The 22,515-nt window shown below is 68.3% G+C and carries 18 protein-coding genes and 1 tRNA gene; 12 read left to right on the top strand and 7 right to left on the bottom strand.

Annotated elements, in window-relative coordinates:
- The first annotated feature begins 90 nt into the window (after window positions 1-90).
- Both ACVTJA_RS33165 and ACVTJA_RS33170 read left to right on the top strand, forming a co-directional pair.
- Window positions 91-720 carry a TetR/AcrR family transcriptional regulator gene (locus ACVTJA_RS33165; RefSeq protein ID WP_465825581.1) on the top strand — a complete coding sequence of 210 codons (630 nt, stop codon included), beginning with the start codon at window positions 91-93 and terminating at the stop codon, window positions 718-720.
- Window positions 721-764: 44 nt separating this feature from the next.
- Window positions 765-863: transfer RNA gene (locus ACVTJA_RS33170), tRNA-Sec, on the top strand.
- Window positions 864-867: 4 nt separating this feature from the next.
- Here the strand turns inward: ACVTJA_RS33170 and ACVTJA_RS33175 are convergent.
- Complete coding sequence (locus ACVTJA_RS33175; RefSeq protein WP_465825582.1) at window positions 868-1,671, bottom strand: peptidoglycan-binding domain-containing protein; 804 nt, start codon at window positions 1,669-1,671, stop codon at window positions 868-870.
- Window positions 1,672-2,084: 413 nt separating this feature from the next.
- Between ACVTJA_RS33175 and ACVTJA_RS33180 the strand changes: the two genes are divergently transcribed.
- The 3 genes from ACVTJA_RS33180 to ACVTJA_RS33190 are packed head-to-tail and all read left to right on the top strand — an operon-like array spanning window position 2,085 to window position 7,736.
- Window positions 2,085-4,124 carry a hypothetical protein gene (locus ACVTJA_RS33180; protein ID WP_465825583.1) on the top strand — a complete coding sequence of 680 codons (2,040 nt, stop codon included), beginning with the start codon at window positions 2,085-2,087 and terminating at the stop codon, window positions 4,122-4,124.
- Between the two features lie 32 nt (window positions 4,125-4,156).
- The gene (locus ACVTJA_RS33185) at window positions 4,157-5,848 is read left to right on the top strand and encodes a M4 family metallopeptidase (RefSeq protein ID WP_465825584.1); all 1,692 of its coding nucleotides are present in this window, start codon (window positions 4,157-4,159) and stop codon (window positions 5,846-5,848) included.
- A gap of 1 nt (window position 5,849) precedes the next feature.
- Window positions 5,850-7,736, top strand: a complete 1,887-nt coding sequence (locus ACVTJA_RS33190; protein WP_465825585.1) for a hypothetical protein — start codon at window positions 5,850-5,852, stop codon at window positions 7,734-7,736.
- Between the two features lie 10 nt (window positions 7,737-7,746).
- Here the strand turns inward: ACVTJA_RS33190 and ACVTJA_RS33195 are convergent, their stop codons facing one another.
- Together ACVTJA_RS33195 and ACVTJA_RS33200 are read right to left on the bottom strand one after the other, a co-directional pair.
- Window positions 7,747-8,160 (bottom strand): MAPEG family protein, encoded by a 414-nt coding sequence (locus tag ACVTJA_RS33195; protein WP_465825586.1) that lies wholly within the window; start codon window positions 8,158-8,160, stop codon window positions 7,747-7,749.
- 328 nt (window positions 8,161-8,488) lie between these two features.
- Window positions 8,489-9,292, bottom strand: coding sequence for a GNAT family N-acetyltransferase (locus ACVTJA_RS33200; protein ID WP_465825587.1), 804 nt, complete (start codon window positions 9,290-9,292; stop codon window positions 8,489-8,491).
- 195 nt (window positions 9,293-9,487) lie between these two features.
- On the opposite strand from ACVTJA_RS33200, the gene ACVTJA_RS33205 reads away from it, so the two are divergent.
- The 6 genes from ACVTJA_RS33205 to ACVTJA_RS33230 all read left to right on the top strand — a co-directional run bounded on the left by ACVTJA_RS33205 (window position 9,488) and on the right by ACVTJA_RS33230 (window position 15,271).
- Window positions 9,488-9,841 carry a hypothetical protein gene (locus ACVTJA_RS33205; RefSeq protein WP_465825588.1) on the top strand — a complete coding sequence of 118 codons (354 nt, stop codon included), beginning with the start codon at window positions 9,488-9,490 and terminating at the stop codon, window positions 9,839-9,841.
- Between the two features lie 274 nt (window positions 9,842-10,115).
- The gene (locus ACVTJA_RS33210; RefSeq protein WP_465825589.1) at window positions 10,116-10,721 is read left to right on the top strand and encodes an RNA polymerase sigma factor; all 606 of its coding nucleotides are present in this window, start codon (window positions 10,116-10,118) and stop codon (window positions 10,719-10,721) included.
- Window positions 10,708-11,100: a hypothetical protein gene (locus ACVTJA_RS33215; protein WP_465825590.1), complete on the top strand. Its 393-nt coding sequence runs from the start codon at window positions 10,708-10,710 to the stop codon at window positions 11,098-11,100. Before ACVTJA_RS33210 ends, ACVTJA_RS33215 begins: the two co-directional genes overlap by 14 nt.
- The gene (locus ACVTJA_RS33220) at window positions 11,097-11,825 is read left to right on the top strand and encodes an ImmA/IrrE family metallo-endopeptidase (RefSeq protein WP_465825591.1); all 729 of its coding nucleotides are present in this window, start codon (window positions 11,097-11,099) and stop codon (window positions 11,823-11,825) included. The genes ACVTJA_RS33215 and ACVTJA_RS33220 overlap by 4 nt, the downstream gene beginning before the upstream one ends.
- Before the next feature lie 2 nt (window positions 11,826-11,827).
- Window positions 11,828-13,012, top strand: coding sequence for a hypothetical protein (locus ACVTJA_RS33225; RefSeq protein WP_465825592.1), 1,185 nt, complete (start codon window positions 11,828-11,830; stop codon window positions 13,010-13,012).
- 15 nt (window positions 13,013-13,027) lie between these two features.
- Window positions 13,028-15,271, top strand: a complete 2,244-nt coding sequence (locus ACVTJA_RS33230) for an ATP-binding protein (protein WP_465825593.1) — start codon at window positions 13,028-13,030, stop codon at window positions 15,269-15,271.
- Between the two features lie 140 nt (window positions 15,272-15,411).
- On the opposite strand, the gene ACVTJA_RS33235 is transcribed toward ACVTJA_RS33230, so the two are convergent.
- Both ACVTJA_RS33235 and ACVTJA_RS33240 read right to left on the bottom strand, forming a co-directional pair.
- Window positions 15,412-17,061: a cyclic peptide export ABC transporter gene (locus ACVTJA_RS33235; RefSeq protein ID WP_465825594.1), complete on the bottom strand. Its 1,650-nt coding sequence runs from the start codon at window positions 17,059-17,061 to the stop codon at window positions 15,412-15,414.
- A gap of 108 nt (window positions 17,062-17,169) precedes the next feature.
- Complete coding sequence (locus ACVTJA_RS33240; RefSeq protein WP_465825595.1) at window positions 17,170-17,361, bottom strand: hypothetical protein; 192 nt, start codon at window positions 17,359-17,361, stop codon at window positions 17,170-17,172.
- A 185-nt stretch (window positions 17,362-17,546) separates the two neighbouring features.
- Here ACVTJA_RS33240 and ACVTJA_RS33245 point away from each other — a divergent pair, with 185 nt between their 5' ends.
- Window positions 17,547-18,539 carry an endonuclease/exonuclease/phosphatase family protein gene (locus ACVTJA_RS33245; protein ID WP_465825596.1) on the top strand — a complete coding sequence of 331 codons (993 nt, stop codon included), beginning with the start codon at window positions 17,547-17,549 and terminating at the stop codon, window positions 18,537-18,539.
- Between the two features lie 20 nt (window positions 18,540-18,559).
- On the opposite strand, the gene ACVTJA_RS33250 is transcribed toward ACVTJA_RS33245, so the two are convergent.
- Together ACVTJA_RS33250 and ACVTJA_RS33255 are read right to left on the bottom strand one after the other, a co-directional pair.
- Complete coding sequence (locus ACVTJA_RS33250) at window positions 18,560-19,099, bottom strand: YceI family protein (RefSeq protein ID WP_465825597.1); 540 nt, start codon at window positions 19,097-19,099, stop codon at window positions 18,560-18,562.
- 157 nt (window positions 19,100-19,256) lie between these two features.
- Window positions 19,257-22,325 (bottom strand): hybrid sensor histidine kinase/response regulator, encoded by a 3,069-nt coding sequence (locus ACVTJA_RS33255; protein ID WP_465825598.1) that lies wholly within the window; start codon window positions 22,323-22,325, stop codon window positions 19,257-19,259.
- Window positions 22,326-22,515: the final 190 nt, after the last annotated feature.

Genomic DNA, 22,515 nt, shown 5'->3' on the forward strand with positions numbered 1-22,515 from the left:
TGAACGACCGTGTGATTTGTGAACACCGTTCTTTGAACGGTGTTCATTTAATGGTGGCCGTTCGGGACGTCAAGGCCTACGCTTGAGGACATGGGGATTTCGGAGCGGAAGGAGCGACAGAAGGCGGAGCTGCGGGAGCAGATTCTCCGGGTGGCGAAGGACATGGTGATGCGGGAGGGCTTCGCGGCCCTGTCGATGCGCAAGCTGGCGGACGCGGTGGAGTACGCGCCGGCGACGCTGTACCTGCACTTCGAGAACCGGGACGCGATTGCGCGCGAGCTGTGCATCCGCGGGTTCAATGACCTGCTCGCCGTGCTGGAGCCGGCGGCGAAGGTGGAGGAGCCACTGGAGCGGCTTCAGAAGCAGGCCGAGGCATACGTGAAGTTCGGCCTGGAGCAGCCGGAGACCTACCGGCTCATCTTCATGGAGGACCCGAAGCTGTCCACGGCGCTGTTCTCGGACGAGAGCGGCGCGGGGCCGAGGTCATTCGCGGTGCTGGTCCGCGTGTTCGAGGACCTGAAGAAGGCGGGACGGCTCGCGGAGGACGCGGAGCCGTTCAAGCTGGCCGAGGTGCTGTGGGCCGGGCTGCACGGGATTGTGAGCCTGCGGCTGACGTGCACGGGGTTCCAGGGTTCGCCCGTGGACGAGCTGGTGCGGATGCTCGTCTCGACGCTGGTACACGGGCTGCCGGGATTGAAGGCCGCAAAGAAGACGCGGTGAGGGCGGGTTGACGGAGGCGGAGGGGTGCGGCAGTAATCGACGGCGGTAGGGCCTCCGGACCTGGTGGCCGGCCCGGTCTTCAAAACCGGTGAGGGGCGCCGAGAGGCGTCCCTGGCGAGTTCGATTCCCGTGCCCTACCGCCATCCTTCACTGTTGGATGTGGAGATGGGGACCGCCCCAGACCGCCTGTCCCCTTGGGCGTGTCCGCTCGTCGAGCACGGTGTAGCCGCGCGCCCGGGCATCAGCCATGAAGGCGTCGAGGCGCTCCTGCGACACGCCGCGGGTGCGCACGTCGATGGCCCGCCCCAGGTAGTGCTTCGAGCCGACGTTGTGCTTTCCCTTGTTGGTCGAGGTGACGGTGAGGCCGTGCTGTTCCGCGAGCCGAGCCATCGCCTCGAACGGCATGCCAGTCGTCGTCGACGGGGTATTCACAGCGCGGGCCTTCGTGAAGCTCGAGGACTTGTTGAGCGCCTCGAAGGTCCGCTTCCCCACCACGCCATCCGCCTTGAGCCCCATCGAGCGCTGGAAGTCGCGAACGGCCTTCTCCGTGGCGGGGCCGAACTTCCCGTCCGTCTTCCCAGGATTGAATCCCGCCGAGCGCAGACGGTCCTGCAACGAGCGAACGGTGTCGTTCGTCGTTCCCTTGCGGAGCGAGCCGCTCGTGTAGCCGAGCACGCTCGCGCGATCCGCGGCCCGGGCCGCGGCCATCGAGTTCTTCGAGGAGAAGCTGCTCTCGGCGGAGTACCCCTTCACGCTGGCCCGGTCCGCCGCGCGCGCGGCGGCCATCGAACCGGAAGTCTTCGTCGAGGACTTGGTCTCGGCGGAGTAGCCCTTCACGCTGGCCCGGTCTGCCGCCCGTGCGGCGGCCATCGAGCCAGAAGTCTTCGAGGCCTTGCTGTCGGCGGAGTACCCGCTCACGCTCGCACGGTCCGCCGCCCTCGCGGCGGCCATCGAACCCGTAGACTTCGAGGCGCTGCTCGCGCTCTTACCCGCGCTCGAGCTCTTGCCCGTGCTCGAACTTCCGGCCGACCGGCCGGCGCCCGTGCTTCCGCTTCTGCTACCGCTGCTCGATGAGCCTGCGCCACCGACGGCCATGATGTGCTCCTGGAGGGGGTAGGGAGGCATCCCGGGGGGGCACCATCCCAGTCGTCATCGAATTGTCGGATGAGGCGGCAAAGAGTTGCCGCCGGAACCGTTTTCCGCCCTACGCGGAGGGGCGGAACGAAGCGTGATGTGGAGCTCGGGCAGCAGTTGGCCCGAGTGGAGACGAGAACCGCACGTGCCGCCCTCCCCACCTGTTGACCTCTTGAACGCACGCGGCCTGGAGGGGACTTCCGCGCGCGGTGTCATGCTACGTAGCGCGCATGAGCACCTACACCCCTCCCCTGCACGTCCACGTCGTCCACCATCCCCGGCACGAGGATGCGAAGCGCTGGGCCGAGGCCCTCTTCCGGTGGCTCAATGGCAACCCGGAGGACTTCGCCGCCCCGCAGGCGGACATCCCGGTGTTCATCTGGACCTCGGTGGAGGGCGAGAAACCACCCCAGATTCAGTGGGGGCGAGCGAAGCAGGAGGTGCTCGTCCTCCTCGTTGGAACGGCGATGGTCGCCAGCACCGAGTGGCGCAAGTGGGCGAAGCAGCAGGCGCAGGCTGGAGGCCCGAAGATCATCACCTGCACGGACGATCCCAACAGCGGGAACCTGGGACCGACGTACCAGGCGGAGCAGGCGGTGCGCCTCGACTTTCACGCCTCCGAGGACCGGGAGGGCGAGCTCATCCTTCGCGTGACGCACGAGCTGGCGCGCAAGATGCTCGCCCCCGGAGAGAAGACGTCCATCTTCATCAGCCATACGAAGAAGTACGCCGACGTGAACTCGAAGGAGGACGACGGCCGCGCCTTCGCGCAATCGCTCAAGGCATTCCTCGACAGCCGTCCCACGAGCGAGGCGTTCTTCGACGAGGTGAAGATCAGCGCCACCGACGATTTCAAAGACACACTTCAGGGTGGCATCGCGTCCTCGGTCATGGTCGTGCTGCACACGGACCGCTTCTCCAGCCGCTACTGGTGCGGTTGGGAGACGCTCCAGGCCAAGCTCCAGCGGCGCCCCATCCTCGTCGTGGACTCACTCTTCGACGGTGAGCCGCAGAGCCTCAGCTACCTCGGTAATGCCCATACACTCCGGTGGGACCCGAAGGACCGGGACAGCGTGCCGCGCCGCAGGCGGATTGTCTCCGCTGCCCTGCTCGAGCTGCTGCGCCTGCGGCACGACGAGAGCCGGCTCGTCGAGGCCCAGACCGCCTTCGGCCTGCCAGCAGCGCATGTCCATCCCTTCCGGCCCGAGCTCGCGACACTGCCCAATACCGGCGGCAAGCTGATTCATCCCGATCCACCCCTTCCGGTGAATGAGCGCAAGCTCATGTGCGAGAAGCGCCCTGACATCGAATTCCTGAGCCTCACCCAGGCGCTCGCGCACCATGCGCAGAAGCTCAAGGGGCGGAGAATCGCCGTCTCCATCTCCGACGCCCCGAACCTCAGTGCCTTCGGTCTGACGAAGCTCCATCTGGAGCGAATCTGGACGCGTGTCGCGACGCACCTCCTGCAGACGCAGGCGCAGCTCGCCTACGGCGGCGACCTCCGGCAGGGCGGCTACACCGAGCAGTTGTTCGAGCTGATTCGCGGTGCCATCGACGCGGGAGCACAGCTTCCAGACGGGCTCGTCCACCTGTACCTGGGCTGGCCCGTCCATCTGACGTTCACCGACGCGGTCAAGGCCCGGCTGCCGGATGTCTTCGAACCACATACCTTCGACATCCCAGACGTAGACGGTGTGAACAAGTCTGCCTTCATCCCACCGAAGACAACCGAGCCTCGGGAACGGCTGGCATGGACGCTGGGAATGACTGAGATGCGCCGGAACATGGCGAATGATTGCCATGCGCGCGTCATGGTTGGCGGTCAGTCCCGCGCCGTCAGCCCGATTCCCGGCCTCGTCGAGGAGTTCCTCACCTTCGTCGACCTCGGCAAGCCGGTCTACCTCATCGGCGGCTTCGGAGGCATGACGCGCGTCATCGCGCGAGCCCTCCTGGGCGAGCGGCCCGAGGAGCTGACCACCGCATTCCAGGACGACCAGGGGACGCGAACGAGCATCCGCGAGCACATCGACGCGGCGGCCCAGACGGGGACGTATGGCAAGGTGAAGAGTGGCGGGAAGGAATGGCCCGCCCTCGAACCGGTCGACTTCGACGCCATCGTGGAGCGGCTCGGAAAGCTGGGGCTCGGCGGCCTCAACAATGGCCTCGATGACCAGGAGAACCGGCGGCTCATCGACACACCGGACCCCGTGGAGCAGGTCGGACTGGTGCTACTCGGGTTGGGACGGAAGTGGGGGAACACCGCGGGGTAACGTAACCGGCGCGCACATCCCGGGAGGATGTCATGGCAAGCGGAATGAAGCGGTTGCGGTTCCGAAGTGGCGACGTCAAGGGATTGAGCAGCGGCCTGGCGGAGAGCATTGCCCCCGACCCGAACGAATCCCCCGAGGCCACCGCGAAGCGCTACCTGGACTCGCTCTTCGGCGCCCCCGAAGTCCCTACGATGTCCCTCAGCGCGACGGAACCCTCGGCCGCGCCGGACCTCGTGCACGAGGACACGCAGAAGCAGGCGCTGACCGACACGACCCAGGTCAGCTACGTGCAGCGCTACCAGAGCGTTCCCGTGCACGGCACCCGGGTAGGCGTGGAGATGACCCAGGACCGCCACCTGGTGGGAGTCGACGGGCACGTCGCGGACATCCAGGACCTGGACCCGATTCCTTCACTCTCCCCCGACGAAGCCCGCGAGCGGCTCGAAAAGGCCATTCCGGCCACGCGCGGCCAACTCCAACCGCCGGCGCTGGTGGTGCGCTGGGACGAGACCGGCTCCCGCTGGGCCCTGACGTATGTGTTCGAGGATGTGCTCATCCCGAACAGCGCCAAGGTTGCCTCGGGAGAGACCACGGAGCGAGATCTCCTCCGGGAACGCCGCTACCGCGTCTTCATCGACGCGCACTCGGGCCTCGAAGTGGTCCGCGTCCCTCTCTTCAGGCACGCGCAGGCACTTGGCAGTGGGCGGGACCTCTCTGGCCGGACGCACCAGCTCCATGTCTCGAAGGACCCGAGCAATGACATGTTCATTCTCGAGGACCCCGAGCGAAAGATCCGGACCTGCTCGATGGGGTACCAGAGCTTCCAGGTGCTCCCATCCTCGCTCCCCGGCAAGACAGTCACGAGCACCACACCCGAGTTCAACCACCCTGGCGCGGTGACCGCGCACGCTCACGCGACGGTTGTCTACGACTACTTCAAGACGGTGCTGAAGCGTGAGGGCATCGGGGGGCCCGAGAAGTGGATTCACTCGGCCGTCGAGTGCGTGGAGGTGCCAGGCATGGGCCTCACCTGGCGCAATGCCGTCTGGCTTCGCCACCAGCATCCCCAGCTCCCCCAGGCGGTCCATGACGGGATGATGATCTACGGCCAGATTCCCTTGGCCGGGGGGAAGCACCTGTCCCTGTCCGAGGGCCTCGACGTCGTCGCGCATGAGCTCACGCACGGCATCACCAACTACACCGCCGACCTGGAGTATGTGACCCAGTCCGGAGCGCTGAACGAGTCCTACTCCGACATCTTCGGCACCATCATCGCGAACTCGATCGATGACAAGCCCATCGAGAAGTGGGACTGGACCTTCGGCAAGGTCCTCACCGGCGGCTCGAGCGGCAGCGGCATCCGTGACCTGGAGAAGCCAGGTGAACACAAGCAGCCCGACCATATGAATGGGTTCAAGAAGCTCGGGCCCGGCCAGAAGCCGGACGACACCAACGACTTCGGTCATGTTCATTGCAACAGCGGCATCCACAACAAGGCCGCGTACAACCTGCTGACCTCGGGCAGGTTCACCGCGAAGGAAGCCGCGCAGCTCTTCTATCTCACGCTGGCGACCCCCGGCCGCCTCAGCCCGACCGCCACGTTCACCGACTCACGGGACGGGCTCGTCGCGAGCTGCGAGACGTTGTTCCACGCGCTCCCCGAGGACGCGCTCCAGCAGCGCATCGACACCATCCTCGATGCCTTCAAGAAGGTGGGGCTGTGACATGGGCGAAGCCACCACCTTCGAGGTGGACCTGCTCCTCCGAGCACTGCGCACGCGAGAGGGATTGACGCGCTGGTTGGACGACGAGCGCTTCGTGGAGCGCTCGTGTCTGTCTCCCCTTCAGGCCGAATCGCTGCGAGGTGCCTTCCGGGGATTGATAAAGACCCTGGAGGAGCAGGAGACGCGGCTGCGGAGTGCCGCCACCGCGGACAGCGCCGTTGCGTACAAGGACGTGGAGAAGATGCTCGCCAGGTTGGAGCGGGCCCGGCATGTCCTGCGAGAGATTCCCAACCAGAGGAACGACAGGGAGCTCCTCCCCCTGCTGCAGTCCGCCGACCGGCTGACGCTGGATGGCTACTTCGCGGGACTCGGCGGCAGCGTGCCCGCCAATGCCTCTCCCGCGCCCCCCATCGTCGTGCTGGAGCCCGGCGAGGGCCCCGCGATGACGCCTCCCGTTTCCGATGTCTTCGCGACGGGCTTCACTGGGGCCGGGCAGACGCTCCAGGTCACCATCCCCTTCGTCTACCTTCCCATCAGCTACCTGAGCGGCTTCTGGACCTTCTCGACGCTCCAGCACGAGGTCGGCCACCACCTCGACGCCGCACTGGGCTTGCGTGGCGTGGCCGAGGCCAGGCTCTCCGAGGCGCTCCCCGGCGAGGATTGGGGCACCCGGAAGCGGCGTGAGCACTGGAAGCGATGGCTCCCGGAGTGCATCGCCGATGCATGGGGCGTCGTGCTCGCGGGCGAGGCCTTCCCGCTGATGCTCGCCCAGATACTCCAGGGACGCGGACGGCAACGCTGGTCGATTGCCAGCCCGACGTACCCGCCCGCCGCCCTGAGAATCGCGCTGCTCGCCGCCATGTTGAAGCGGCTCGGTGGTGAGGAGGCGCTCTTCTCCAGCTCGATTGCCCGGCTCGGGGCCATGGACATCTCGGCTCCATTCGAGGCTCCTCCCGAGGATTGGGCGGCGTTCCAGAAGGATGCGGAGAGCGTCGCGGCCATCCTGCTGGAGCTGCCTGCCGGTGGAGATTCGCGGCGCCCATTGGGCCAGCAGGTCGAGGTCCGCCAGGAAGCCAGGGTGACGCGCGCCGTCTGCGAGAAGCTGCTGGCTCCGTCCTGGGATGCGGGCTCCGCGGTCCTCGAGGCAGGCGCGGCGCTGCGCAACATCCCGAGCGCCGCGCAACTGGCCATGCTGGCGAAGCCTGGGCTCGCCACCGAAATACACACGCGCGCCGTGGAATGGATGTCGAAGCTGCCCGCTCCGGCGTGGGTCCTGCCGCCCGGACGGCTGCGCTTCTTCAACGAGGTCGAGTACTTCCGCCCGACCACTGTCGAGACGGAACAGACGCAGTGGAAGTCTCCTCCGGTCCAGTTGCTCATCGCCCACGACACCATTGCGTTCGTCGGTGCGACGCACCACCAACTGCTCGACAGGCTGAAGGAGGCCGCGGCTGCGCGCGAGGGTCGGGCCTGGAAGCAGCTCGACATCCTCTTCCTCGCGGAGGAGCGCCTGCCCTGGTTCGCCCGCGACGAGGAAGAACATCAGCGGCTGAAGAAGCTGCGCCGTGACTCCCTCGCGCACCTCCGTGCGTATCTGGAACAGGAGCGCACGCCCGGTGTCACCCAATGGGCCATCTACGAATACGACCGGCCCCACTACTTCGCGTCGTACTGGGATTGGGACGAGCCCCACGGCCGCGTCCACGTCAGCCCGTACGTCTGGGGCCAGGACATCGGCACCTGCCCTGGCATCGACTTCATCCGCAGCACGACGCCGCCCTACCGGTATCTCGTCTACGTCGAGGGCCTGAAGAAGCTGATGGAGCCCTCTTCCGGGACGAGGCTCCTCCACCAGGGAGGAACCGGCGGGACTTCCACGAGGCGGTAGCTCCGGGCGCTCAGCCCCAGGGCCGCAGCCAGAGCAGATACCCGGCGAGCCCCAACTGGACGAACAGGTTCAGCAGCGAGCCCGCCACCTGCACCTTGCTGCCCTTGAGCAGTCCGAAGGCATGCGCCAGCCGCGCCACGAGCAACCCGCCACCGAAGACGTGGAGCGCCACCGAGTTTCCGCCGCACAGCTCGGCCACCAGCAGCAGGATGAGCGCCAGGGGAACGTTCTCCACGTTGTTCCCATGCGCGCGGATGGCGGCAATCAGGTCGGCATTTCCGCCGTCGCCGCGCCACACGTTGTGCTTGCCGCGCACCCGGCTCACGTTGATGGAGAGCCCCAGCGTGAGGAACGTATTGAGCGCTCCGTAGAGGGCAGTCACGGGGACCGCGAGCAACGTCGTCCCGAGCAAGGTGTTGGTCAAGGGTGTGGGCCTCCAACTGCAAGAGGCCCGGGACCGTAGCCGTCAAAGCGGTGGGACGCCCACGGATTTCTGGGCGAAGCGCCAGCCCACCCGAGCGGCCACGAGCGGGCCTGGCCCCTTCGTCGTTCCAGGCCCGCTCGCGGCGCTCAGCAGTCGCACCCCTCTTCTGTGCCCGCGGCCCCCCCCAGGTGCTCGGGCCCGTGCCGGCACCCTCCCTCGAGCTGAACCTGGGGGATGGACCGCACGGCGCGTCCTCCACGGCTGGCGCAACTGTTGGAACGGAGAATGGACGGCTGCCCAGACGCCGTCTGTACCTCCCGGGAGGTATTCAGGCCGCGCGAGAGATGTGCGAGTCCAGCGCCTCGAACCGCGCCAGCGTGCTGGCCGGAATCTCATCCAGTGCCGCGATGAGCGGCAGGGTGAAGCGGCGGAAGCCCGCCTCGTAGATGGGCTCGGAGATGAACCGCGCCCCCATCTTCCGCGCGAAGAGTGACGGCGCACGGGGCATCCGCAGCCCGTCCAGCCGTCCCAGCCTCGCGCGCGCCCGCTCCGCGTGCGTGTACAGCGGGTCGTTTGGAATCGCGGGGGGCTCTCCGGGCGTGGACACCTTCACCCTCCATCGTGGGCTCAGCCAACCCCGGCTCTCCGCCACCTGGTACACCAGCCACGCGTCCTCCACCGAGTCCGTGTCCAGGTTCGCCGCGGCAATCCAGTGCGTCACCCCGCGCCGCCGGCTCTCCTCGTAGATGCCCGCGTGCAGCCGCGCCACCGCCTCCGAGTTCCGCCACTTCTCGAGCACACAGAAACGCGCCGTCTCCGCGAACGACCGCGTCGGGGACTCGATGCCCCTCAGGTCCAGCTTCTGCTCCAGCTCGATTCCCAACCGTCCTCCCGTGTGGCGCGCCACCTCCGCGTTGGGCAGCAGCAGCCGCACCGTCGCCACCGGCTCGCGGTTCGCGTAGACGATGAGGTGCACCGTCGTGTCCAGCGTGTCGAAGCAGCTCACCTCGCGCCGAGAAGGCACCCTACCCATCATCAATCGCAGCTCTCCGCCAAAGACGGCCCAGCGGACGCGCAGCGCGTCATCGAGCTCTCGCTGGGTGGTGGCAACACGGCAGTGCATGGACGTCATGGGGGTCCCCTCTCGGAAGCGGTCCGGCGTTGCGCCGTCCTCATCCCTCTCTTCGTCGCGGAAACCCGAAGTGCGAGCCGTGGGCTTTCCATCACACACCCATCAGGACGAACCGGCGTCTGTCGAAGTCCCCCCGGCGTCTCCGAATAAAGGGCATGGGTCAATCCGTGGAAAAGCGCATAAAGGAGGATTCCGATGTCGACTCCCGCCTGGCTCGGAATGGCAGTGCGACGCAGCCATGGAGAGGCCTGGATGCTGGGGTACGCCTTCGCGCGGTACCGCGAGCTCGAAGGGCGCTCCGAAGCGGCCCTTGCGGCGGAGCTCGGCTGCACCCAGGAAACGCTCCAATGGCTGTCACTGTGCCGCCGTCCTCGGGGTGAGGCCTTCTCCGAGCAGGTCCAGGCCATCGCCGAGCGCTTCTCGGTGGAGCTGCTGCCCCTCGTCCAGGTGCTCCGGCGCGTGGAGGTCCTGGACGCCCTTTCAGCGCGGCATGGCTTCGACGGGAGCAACACCCTGAAGATGGCCGCCAGGGATGACGAGCTTCACTGACACAACCCGGCGGATTGTGCCCTGCCAGACAATGCCTTGCGTCTCCCGGGAGGTGGACCGGCCTCTCTTCCCAGACATGGTGGATCAATCCCAACCCGGAGTGAGGCGGAATTGACATACCCCTTGCGAGGTAGGGACAAGCTGGACGTCAGAGATCAACCTCTTGCATGATTTTGCGCGGTTCCCTGCGTCGCACTCCGTGGGTTGGTACCGAAGGAGCAGGCGAGATGACACGAACCCGATGCGGGCTGGAGCTTCCTGGCGAGGTGTGGGGATGAGCTTTCCATCACAGTCGGAGGAGGAGGCCTGGCACGAGCGCCTCTTGAACGATGACGTGGTGGCTTCCAGCGAGGTCTTCGCGGCCTTCGTGGACCCCATTCTCGAGACGCTCGGCGGCAGCAGGATGACGAGCCTCCAGCGCGACGAGGCCTATGACTCCATCGTCGACGCCATCCTCACGTATGTGAACGACCCGCAGCGGTTCATTCCTGGCAAGGGGCGCCTGCGCGACTACCTCATCGGCGCGGCGAAGAACAAGCTGGCGGACCGGCACCGCTCCCGAGAGGCCCGCCTGCGCAGGGAAGATAAGTACATGAAGCTCGTCGAAGTCAGGGCGCCGTCTCCGAACGATGTCATGGAGAGGGCCGTGCTGGCTCACGAGGTCATGGAAATTCTCAGGAAGGACAAGCTCACGCCGAAGGACTTCACCCTGCTCGAGCTCTACCTCGAGAGCGAGGGGTCCACCCGTGTGGTGGGCGAGGCCCTGGGATTGCCCCCGATGCCGGAGGCAGAGCTCCGGCTGGCGGTGAAGCGGCACTGGGACCGCTGGAAGAAGAAGCTGGTGCGAACCGGGGAGGAGTTGGCCGATGTCGACGCCTGAATGGCTGACGATGGCGGCCCGGAAGAGTCAGGCCGCGCCCGGAATGATGGGACATGTCTTCGAGCAGTACCGGCAGCTCGAAGGTCGCTCCGAGGAGGAGCTCGCGCAGGAGCTGGGCTGCTCACAGGACGTGCTGCACTGGATGGCCCTGTGCCGCCGTCCCGCGGAGCCGCGCTTCGAGGAACAGGTCACCGCCATCGCCACGCGCTTCGACGTGGAATTGCTGCCGCTCGTCCAGGTGCTCCGGCGGGTCGAGGTCATGGCCGCCGCCGTCGCAGCCGCGCCCTCGAAGACACCCCAGGATGGCGACGCGGAACAGCGTGCCTCGATGCGGGTGGCGGCAAGAGACCGCACCAAGGACGACGGAACGGCCTCATGACCGCATCCTGGCTGGAGGAGGCTGTCGCGGTGTTCGGCTCGGGGACTCCTCCGCGGTTCCCCAGGAACATCGCCGTGGACATCCTGCTGCGGCTGAGCATCACCGTGGCGCCCCTGCCGCACCCCACCCCCGAGAGCATGAGCCAGTGGCTCATGCGCCGGGGACTCCCATGCCAGGCCAGTGCGTTCCCCGAGACCGTGCACGGCTGCATGGTGTGGATTGGAGACGTGGGCATCCTCTTTCACGACAGCGAAGAGGACCCCGCGGAGCAGCGCTTCACGCTGGCCCATGAAGCCTCGCACTTCGTGCTCGACCACCTGCTCCCGCGCCGCCGCGCCGTGGAGGTCCTCGGGCCCCCCATTCTCGAGGTGCTCGACGGCAAGCGTGCGCCGACTCCCGAGGAGTCGCTGACGGCCTTGTTCGAGCGTGTGCCCCTGACGCCGCGCGCGGACCTCATCCGCCGCAGCGAGTCCGGCCACTACACCCACGGTGCCGTGGTCGAGTCGGAGCGACGCGCGGACCAGCTCGCGCTGGAGTTGCTGGCGCCCGAGGCGCTCGTGCGTCCCCTGCTCGAAGGCGCGTCCGAGACGGACGCCGCCGAGCGCGTGCGGTTCCGCTTTGGCCTGCCCGGGCCGGTGGCCAGGGCCTACGTCACCTCGCTGCGCCGCCACCTGCGCAAGCCGCGGTTCTCCAGCCAGAGCTTCCTTGGATTGGACGGAGGGTAATCATGTCGGGAGGGGTTCCGCCGGAAGAAGTCGAAGCGGAGTTGTTCGGAGATGACGAGTACGAGGTGGCCTTCGGCGAGAAGCTGACCGAGACGCTCGACCTCAACCGGTGGTCCACGGGGCTCGACCTGGAGAGCGTGATGAAGCGCTTCCGCCAGGAGATTGCCGCCGCGGTGACGAAGGAGGACCGGCTGCGGGGGCTCGTCCGCAGCGAGGTGTTTCCACGGCTCCCCGGGCGCAGCCGCACCTTCCCCGAGGCCGGCGTCTACCGCGTCACTCCCGAGGAGCTGAGCCTCATCCACGAGCGGCTGCTCTTCCAGGGCCGCGTCGACGCCGTGGCCAGCTCGTCCGTGTCGCACGACAGCATCCCCATCGGCATCTCCCAGATTGGGGTGGCCATCGTCGGCTACGGCGGCACTTCTGGCGCCTTCTCGCAGCGCCTCTACCGCAAGGAGGTCGCCCAGCGCAGCGGGGATGGTCTGCGCGAGGCGATGGACTACATCGACATGCGGCAGAACCGCTTCAAGGACCGGCATGACGCGCAGTCCCGGCTGGCCCGCCGCGGCATCCGCGCCTACGCGGAGCGGGCCGCGCTGCTGGACAAGTCCTCGGCGGAATGGCGCATCGGCCTGAACAACCCCTGCTCGCATGACCTGCTCACCGGCTCCGGCTACATGAGCCTCCTGCAGAAGTCGCTCGACGTGCTCGACCGGCTCATCCACACGCAGAAGAAGTTCGTCTTCGTCTCCAACACGCTGCAGGACCGGGGCTTCCTCACCATGGGCTTCGCGCTCGACGCGGGTGAGTTCGTCCTGCTGGAGACGCTGGAGAACGACGGGAAGCACCTCGTCGACGGCTGGCAGTACGGGGACCGGAGCAAGAGCCTGGCGCGGGAGTTCGTGAAGAGGTCCTGCCCCCAGGTCGTGAAGGGGCTGTTCCGCGTGTCGGACCACTCCCCTCCCCGCATGTTCTACGCGCACCGCGAGCTCGTCCACGAGGCGGTCCGCATCGCCATGGCCGACAGCGTGCTGCGGCAGGAGCAGGGCTTCCCCATGCTCCTCGACGTCGCGGAGATGTCCTGCCGCGCCGCCTTCGGTGATGACGGCTTCCAGGGGCTCGTCCAGGACGCCTACGCCCACGCGGGCGCGAACTTCCAGTACTTCAGCGGTCGCGCGCTGCGCCGCTAGCCGGGAGGGTGAACGATGGCCGATGAAGGCAAGGGACCGGGGCCTCATGGGATGGACGGGCTGAACGGCAGCAGGACGCCTCCGCTCCACGTGGTGAATGGCTCACGCGGGGACGCGCAGCGCCCCATCAACGGCGCGGCCAGGCCTCAAGGGCCGCAGGGCCCCACGCAGCAGCGCCCGGCTCCCGTGGCCGAAGGCGGCAGGCCCCCGCAGGGCCCCGCGCAGCGCCCGGCTCCCATGGCCGGCAGCAGGCCCGCGCAGCCTCCGGCCGGGAATGACGTGCGCCCCGCTGGCCCACCCCAGTCCAATGGCGCGAAGACGACGCCGCCCGTGATGGCGCCCAGCGGCCATGAAGACGTCGTCCGCCCCAACCCTCCCGAGGCGCAGGCCGCGATGGACGCGCTGCGGAACGAGGTGAAGGCGGCGAGGCAGCTCGGCCCCGACCTGGAGAATGCCGTGGGCTTCACGCACTTCGACACCGCGTCCAGCCAGGACAACCTCATCACCGTCCTGATGACGCGAGATGATTTGCACCTGCTCGCGTCGCAGACGCTGGTGCGCGTGAAGTCTCGTGCCGACGGGCGCACGTATCTCGGCGTCGTCGTGCGCGGTCCGTTCGCGGAGCCCAACGCCGTCCCGGCCAACTCCACGATGGCCATCGGCGTGGTGACGCAGGGCAAGAAGCTCTCGTACACGTTCGACTACCACGGCCGCGCGGAGGTGGAGCTCCTGGGAGAGGAAGTCGAGGGGACGCTGAAGCCTCCCCGCTTCCGGCCGCAGCCGCAGAGCCCCGTCTTCGTACTGGATGAAGAGGAGAGCAAGCACGTGCTTGGCGTGGGCGGAGACCTCAGCCTCGGTGTCGTCGTGGGCTACGAGCACATGGAGGCCCGCATCAACGCCCGGGACAAGGCCATCCTCCCCCGCCACACCGGCATCATCGGCACCACGGGCGGCGGCAAGTCCACGTCCGTCGCCACCCTCATCCACCGTGCCCAGGCGGCGGGCATCGCCACCATCGTCTTCGACGTGGAGGGCGAATACACCCACGTGGACCAGCCCACGGACCAAGCGGCCATGCTCGAAGCGCTCAAGCGCCGTGGACAGAAGCCGCAGGGCGTGAGGGATTTGCACATCCACCACCTCACCGGCCGCGCCAGCCGCAACCCGCGTCACCGCAACCTGCACCCCTTCGCGCTGAGCTTCTCCAGCCTCTCGCCCTATGCGCTGGCGGAAATCCTGGAGATGTCGGACGCGCAGCAGGAGCGGTTCCTCAAGGCGTACGACGTCACCAAGCTGCTCCTGGAAGACTTCGGAATCTTCCCGAAGACACCCGAGGAGGCGCAGCAGGCGCTCGACGTGGACGAGCTCACCACCGGCTATCCCAGGATGACCATCCAGCACCTGCTGGACGTGGTGAACGCCTACATCTACAGCCTCAGCGACGAGGGCCGCGCGGAGAACAAGAGAACCGCGCGCCCGAGCCGCAAGCAGGGCTCCATCCTCGAAGGGCTCGACCCCGACGAGCCGCAAGCGCCCGAGCTGCCTCCGACTGGCCCCGCGCTCTACAGCGAGTTCCGGAGCAAACCCGGCATGGTGATGGCGAGGGTGATGCAGCAGAGCAGCCGGCTCGAGGTGAGCTGGAAGGCCCTGGCGAGCAAGCTCCACCGGCTCAACCGCCTCAAGATCTTCGACGTGGGCACGGCGCACAGCGTGGCCTACGGCTCGATGCTCGTGCCCGGCCGCGTCTCCGTCATCGACCTTTCGGACACGGACTCACCGCAGCTCAACAACATGGTCATCGCGGACATCCTCCGCGGGCTCCAGGAGACGCAGGAGGCGCGCTACCAGAAGGCGAATGACAACGAGCAGGCCGTCACCCCCGTGCTCATCATCATCGAGGAGGCGCACGAGTTCCTCTCCGCCAACCGCATCTCCCAGATGCCAGTGCTCTTCGAGCAGGTGGCTCGCATCGCCAAGCGCGGCCGCAAGCGGTGGCTCGGGCTCGTCTTCGTGACGCAGCTCCCGCAGCACCTCCCCAATGAGGTGCTCGGCCTGCTCAACAACTTCATCATCCACAAAATCACCGACAGCGCCGTCATCTCCCGCATGCAGCGCACCGTGGGCAGCATCGACGAGGGACTCTGGAACCGCGTCTCACGGCTCGCGCCGGGGCAGGCCCTGGTCTCCTTCAGCAACTTCACCCGCCCGCTGATGGTGGCGGTGGACCCCGCACCCGTGAAGCGCCTCCTCGTGGAGTAGCGCCGTCCCGCGCATGTGAAACCATCGGGTTGACCACAAGGAATACGAGAAGCTCAGTCAGCGCGGCGTCGTGTTCCGCGGCAAGCCCACGCAGCAGGGCCCCGTCACCCTCGTGGTGTTCGAGGACACCTGCGGCAACCTCATCCAGTTGTTCCAGACTTGAGGAGCGCGGGGCTGGTGGCCTCCACCACGAGGCCGGACTCCAGGCGCACCACGCGGTCCGCCAGCGTGAAGTACCGGTCGTCGTGGGAGATGACCACCAGCGCCTTGCCCGCCGCCTTCAGCTCGGGGAGCAGCTCCTTGTAGAAGACGTCCTTGAAGGTCGGGTCCTGGTCGGCCGCCCACTCGTCGAAGACGTAGATGGGGCGGTCCTCCAGGTACGCCGTCAGCAGCGCCAGGCGCTTGCGCTGTCCCAACGACAGCTCCGTGGTGGAGAGCCTGCCGTTCTCGATTCGCACCTTGCGGTCCAGGTGCAGGCGGCGCAGCAGCTCCCCGGTCCTCGCGAGCTGCGCCGGCGAGGCGACCCCGAGCAGCTTCTCGAAGAGGTGGAAGTCCGAGAACACCGTCGTGAAGTGCTGCCGGTACCGGTTGCGCTCCGCGTCGGTGATGACCTGCCCGTCCAGGCGAATCTCGCCCGACTCCGGGCGGTAGAGGCCGGTGAGCAGCTTCGCCAGCGTCGTCTTGCCGCTTCCGTTGCCGCCCACCAGGAAGACGCACTCGCCGGGGACCAGCGACAGGGAGATGGGGCCCAGCGTGAAGCGGCTGTCCTCGTTCTCCCGGTGGTAGGCGTGCGTGATGCCCACCAGTTCCAGGCGCTGGAAGGAGCGCGGCTCCTCGACCTCGGCGGTGGACTCCTCCGCGCCCTGCTGCGTAATCGACAGCCCCAGGTCCTCCATGTTCTGCGCCGCCACGCCCACGCGCAGCAGCGTGTGGAAGAGGTTCATCACGCTGTCCAGCGGCTGCTGGAGGTACAGCACCACCAGCGTGTAGCCGACGAGCGTGCGCCTATCCACATCGCCAAAGGCGGGGAAGGCGAACAGCAGCAGACCGATGAGCGTGAAGTGCAGCAGGAAGCCCCAGGCCTGGCTGAGCGCGCCAATGTCGGCGCTGCGGGTGAAGTACGTGCGGATGCTGGCCGCGGTGGGCTCCAGCGACTCGTCCAGGAAGGCCATGCGCCGGTGGCGGTGGAGCTTGAGCTCCTTGATGCCGCCCGTGAGCGACCCGAAGTGCGCGAAGAGCGCATTCACCTGCTGACGCGCGCGGTACAGCAGCGCGCGGGCGCGGCGCTGGAGCAGCATGTAGAAGGTGAGCCCCAGCACCAGCACGCCCACCATGCCCAGGAAGACGAACCCGGACAGGTAGGCGAGGTAGAGCAGGCAGCCGAGAATCGTCGCCGCGTCGATGACCAGGTTGGGAAGCTGCACCAGGCCCTGGCTCACGACGACGGCGTCCTCCTGCAGCGAGGACAGCAGCCGGGGGTTGCCCACCTGTTCCAGGGTCCGCAGCGGGGCGGAGAGGATGCGCCGGCTGAGCCGCATGCGCAGGTCGTAGAGCGTCCCGCTGTTCAGCCGGACCAGCAGCATCTGCGTGAGGGTGCGCGCGATCATCGCCACGAGCCCGAAGCCCACGAAGCTGAGCACCGTGGTCCGCTGCAGCGGGCCCTCGTCGGTGAGCGCCTTGTTGATGAGCGAGATGAGGCGCGCGCTGCTGGCCCCAGAGGTAACTCCGAGCACCACCGCGAGCACGAAGTGCCCACGCGACGCCCGCATCAGCAGGGAGATGACCTTCATTCCAGAGGCACCGCGGGGGCCCGGAGCCGAGTCCGGGCGAACAGCGAGGGGGCGCCACCATAACGAGCGCCCACACCACGCCTCAAGCCCCGAGGGCTCTCGGCTCCGTCACTTCTTGCCCGCGTCGTCGGACGAAGGAGGCGGCGGTTGCTGCTGACCCTCGCGCTTCTTGAAGCCCCACGACGAGCTCCACATGCCCGGCCCGGTGAAGAGCACCGTGACCAGGGTCATCACCGCGGCACCGATGAGAATCTCCCACACCATGTCCACGTTCTCCCTGGTCGCGTCGTTTCGCGTCATTCCTCGACGCCCGAAGGCCCACCGTGCAGGCAGGCAACGGCTGCCTCCCCCTCATGCCGCAAGGGCCTCCCGGACGCAACGCGCCCGCGGGCCGGGGCCCTCCATGGAACCTAACGTCTCCTCGCCGCGCCCGGTATGGGCCAGTCCAGGCACCGCGGCGCGGCGGTGTTAGTCTCGCCGCCCCCATGTCCCTCTCCCTTGCTGGCAGGCCCCGTGCGCTCCGCTCCACCCTCCTCGGCGCGGCCACGTGGATGGGGCTCGCCCTCGCCCTGCCCGCCTGTCAGGGCCGTGAGTCCCCCGGCACGGAGCAGGCATGTACCACCGGGGACTGCGGAGCGCCCTCGGCGGACGAGGAGTCCCTGCGCATCGCCGCCTTCAACGTACACCGCCTCTTCGACACGGTGTGTGACTCCGGCGCATGCAACGCCGGCGACTACGAGGCCCTGCCCACGCCCGACGCCTTCGCGACCCAGGCGGACCGGCTCGCCCAGGGCATCTCCCGGCTCGGCGCGGACGTGGTGCTGCTCGGCGAAATCGAGACGCAGACCTCGCTCGATGCGCTCCAGCTGCGGCTCCCCGTGTACCGCCATGCGGTGCTGGGAGAGATCGGGACTCCCGCCTCCGTGGACGTGGCCGTGCTCTCCAAGTGGCCCGTCCTCATGACGCGCGGGCATCGCGAGCAGGTGCTCCTCCTCCCCGACGGCTCGACGACGCGCTTCGCTCGCGAATTGCTGGAGGTGCACCTCGACACGCCGGGCGCGCGGACCATCGTCTTCGCCGCGCACTTCCGCTCGAAGGTGAGCGACGACCCCGCCCACCGACTCGCGGAGGCGGAGGCCGCTCACGACATCATCGCCAGCACCGCGCGTGAATATCCCGATGCGCTGGTGGTGCTCGGCGGGGACCTCAATGACGTGCCCGGCTCACCGCCGCTGAACGCGCTGGAGGCGGACGGAGAGTTGCTCCGCGTCTCCAACGACCGCCCGGACAGCGAGACGTGGACGTACTCGTACTCCGGCCAGCAGCAGGCCATCGACCACCTCTACCTCGCCCGGGGCGTGGAAGGACGCGGTGGAGCGTACGTGCCCGGCTCGTTCAAGGCCGCGCGCGAGGGCCGGAGCGGCTATGGCGGTTCGGACCATGCCGCGGTGTACGCGGACTTCGTGACGGCCCCCTGAAGCGGCGGGGCTGTGCGGGCTCAGGCCATGGCGGGGATGGCCTGGATGTCGAGCTCGATGTCCACCTTCTCGCCCACGAGCCAGCCGCCGTTGTCGAGCGTCTTGTTCCAGCGGATGCCGTAGTCCGAGCGGTTGATGGTGGCGCGCGCGGTGTAGATGAGCCGCGTGTTGCCCCACGGGTCCTTCGAGGTGGCGGTGTGGCGCGCTTCGAACACCACGGGCTGGCTCACGTTGCGGATGGTCAAGTCCCCCAACAGCCGGAAGGAGGAGCCACCGGTGGGCTCCACCCTCGTGCTGCGGAAGGTGAGCTTCGGCGCGTTGTCCGCGTCCAGGAAGTCCGCCGAGCGCAGGTGCGCGTCCCGGTCCGGAGATCCGGTGTAGATGCTGGCCGTGTCAGCGCTCACCTCCACCTCGCCCTGCACGGGCTGCTCGGGGCTCACCTTCAGCGTGCCGGAGATGCGCTCGAAGCGGCCGTGGACGCGGGCCACCACCATGTGGCGAGCGACGAAGAGGAGGGAGGAGTGCGCGGGGTCGATGTTCCAGGTGGTCACAGCGGACATAAGGAGGGGGCTCAGAGGAGAAGGCACGGGGCCGTATGTAGCTGGTAGAGGAACTCTAGAAAGAATCCGGAACCACGCCACTGAATGGAGCGACAACGAATGACAACCCGGCAACGCTTCACACCGGGTCGCTCCGGGCTTCACGGACATCGGTGGCTCACGAGGCGCCGCGCTCCTCCTCCGCGACGCGTGCCTTCCGGCTCGCGAGCAGCGGCAACTCCACGGTGAAGGCGGCGCCCCGGCCCGGCTCGCTCTTCACGGAGACGGTGCCGCCATGGGCCATCACCACCTGCCGGGCAATCCACAGGCCCAGGCCGAGGCCGCCGTACTTGCGCGCGGACACGGCCCGCTCGAAGCGGCCGAAGATGCGCTCCGAGTCCTCCGCGGCGATGCCGATTCCGCCGTCCTTCACGGTGATGCGCGCCGCCGCGCCTTCGCGCTCCACGCGCACCTCGATGGGCGTGCCCGCGCCGTACTTGATGGCGTTCTGCATGAGGTTGGTCACCACCTGGTCCATGCGCAGGCGGTCGAAGCGGCCCGGCAGCGGCGACTCCAGGTGCAGCGAGAGCGACGAGCCGGCGGCGTCCATCTCGTCGCGCAGCCGCGCCACCGCGTCCGCCACCAGCGCGCCCAGGTCGCCATCATCCAGCGCGAGTGCGAGCCGCCCCGAGGTGATTTGCGACACGTCCAGCAGGTTCTCCACCAACGCGGAGAGCCGGCTCACCTGCCGCCCCGCGGCGAGGATGCGGTTCCCCACGTGCGTGCGCGCCTCGGGGCTCAGGTTGCGCTCGATGAGCTCCAGTTGGAGCCGGAAGGCCGTGAGCGGTGTCTTCAGCTCGTGGCTCGCCACCGAGAGGAAGTCGTCGCGCGCCCGCACGGCCTCGCGCAGGTTCGACTCCGTCACCTCGCGCCGGGTGACCTCCCCGCGCATCCGTGACAGTTCCAGCGCGGAGCGCGTGCGTGCCACCAGCTCGCGCGCGGAGAAGGGCTTGACGAGGTAGTCATCCGCGCCCGCCTCCAGCCCCTCCACGCTCGCCTCCTCACCGGCGCGCGCGGACAGCATGATGACCGGCAGCGAGCGCGTGCGCGGCTCGTCACGCAGGGCCTTCAGCAATCCGAAGCCGCCCAGCCTCGGCATCATCACGTCCGTCAGCACGAGGTCGAAGGGGCCCTGTTGGGCAATCGCATCCAGCGCCGCCTCGCCGTCCCGCGCGGTGACGACGTCGAACACCGCGCCGAGCACGCGCGCGAGGTACTCGCGCATGTCCGCGTTGTCGTCCACCGCCAGCACGCGGCCGCGCCGTGCGTCACCAGGCGTGCCCTGGGCTCGCGGCGAAGGAGTTGCGGTCTCCGCCCCCGTGCCCCGGTCCGGAAGCCAGCGCAGCGCCTCCTCCACGAAGGCGCCGACGCCGGTGGCCGTCGACTCCTGGGGGCGCGAGGCGCGGACGCGCTCGGCGGGCAGGTGCGCGCTTCCCAGGGGCAGCATCACGGTGAACGTGGTGCCGTGTCCCTCGCGGCTGTCCACGCGCACGTCGCCTCCGTGCAGCCGCGCCAGCTCGCGCACCAGTGACAGGCCGATGCCGCTGCCCTCGTGCGTGCGACTGCGAGCGCCCTTCACGCGGAAGAAGCGGTCGAACAGGCGCGGCTGGTCCGCGGCGGCGATGCCCGTGCCCGTGTCCTCCACCGTCAGGACGGCCTGTCCGGCTTCCTCGCGCAGGCGCACGCGGATGGCCCCCTCGAAGGTGAACTTCAGCGCGTTGGACAGGAGGTTGAGGACCAGCTTCTCCCACAGCTCCCGGTCCACGAAGACGGGCTCGGCCAGGGGCGGGCAGTCCACCGTCAGCACCAGCCCCGCGCGCTCGATGGCGGAGCGGAAGCCGCTGGCCAGGTCCGCGGTGAGCGCGGCGAGGTCCACGGGCTCGAAGCTCGCCACCAGGCGGCCCGCCTCCAGGCGCGAGAAGTCCAGCAGCGTGTTGACCAGCCGGAGCAGCCGCAGTGCGTTGCGGTGGACCAACTCCAGCTCGTGGCGCTCCGTCTCTCCGAGGCGTCGCGACGCGAGCAGCTCCTCCACCGGGCCGAGCATCAGCGTGAGCGGCGTGCGGAACTCGTGCGAGACGTTGCTGAAGAATGCCGTCTTCACCCGGTCGAGCTCCGCCAGGGCCTCGGCGCGGCGGCGCTCCTCCTCGTAGGCCCGCGCGTTGCGCAGCGCCGCCGAAATCTGTCCCGCCACCAGCCCGAAGAAGGCCTGGTGGTCCTCGTCGAGCGCGCGGTTGGGGCTCACGCCCGCGACGAGAACGCCCATCGGTGTCCCCTGCCCTTCCGAGGCCAGCGGCAATACCAGCGCAGTGCCCACCGCGTCTCCGAAGGGGCCGCCCGTGAGCGCGACGCGGCGCTCGACGTCCTCCACGCGCACCGTCTCGCCGGCGGCGGCCCTCGCGAAAGGCCACGGGGCGCTGCCATTCTCCACGAGGCTCACGGTGGCGGGACTGGCCTCGCCGCCCTCCGGAAGTCCGAAGGCGCCGTGCAGGCGCAGCCGCGCACCGTCCGCCGAGCGCAGGTAGAGCAGCGCGAAGGGCACATCCAGCGGATGGCTCGCGAGGGCCCGGGCCACGTCGCGGCACGTTTGCTCGACACTTCGCAGCTCACCGGCCTGGGCGGAGAGATCTCTCAAGAGCCGCAGGCGTCGCTCCGCGAGCACCTGCTGCGTGACCTCCGTGCACACCGCGAGCATGCCCACCACCGCGCCCGAGTCGTCCTCGGCAGGGGCGTGCGACACGTCGAAGTACGCCTCCTCGCGGTAGCCCGAGCGCTCCAGCAGGAGCAGCAGCGCGGGCAGCCAGCTCGCGACGCCCGTCTCCATGGCCTGCCGGATGACGGGCTCGAGCGTGTCCCACGCCTCCGCGAGCGTCACGCGGATGTCGATGCCGAGCGCCGCGGGATGTTTGTCTCCGATGAGCTTGGAGTAGCCGTCGTTGTAGAACTGGGTGAGCTGCGGTCCCCACGTGAGAATCATGGGGAAGCGCGAGGCCAGCATCGTCTTGATGAGGACCTTGAGGCTGTGCGGCCACGTCTCCGGCGGCCCCACCGGCGTCGACGCCCAGTCCCTTGCGCGGATGAGCTCGCGCAGCTCGCTGGTGCTACCCAGGGCATTCAGCCACGCCTCGCGAGCGGGAACCGCCGCCGCGTCGTGGGGTCGTGGAATGTCGCGCCTGGGTTGCTCGGCCATCGTCCTCGGGCTCCTCCGCTGCCTGCGTTGACACCGATGCCGGGGCCAGGAGAGGACCGGGCCCACACACGCTCACCCACTCGCGGGCATATCGGTAACCATTCCGGAACAGGGCCGCCCCCCAGATGGGCATCTGACCGGGTCCTCCGTCGAACGGAATGGAGGTTCTGTCATGTGCCGGACGCACGGT

It is taken from the genome of Pyxidicoccus sp. M6 (assembly GCF_055568925.1).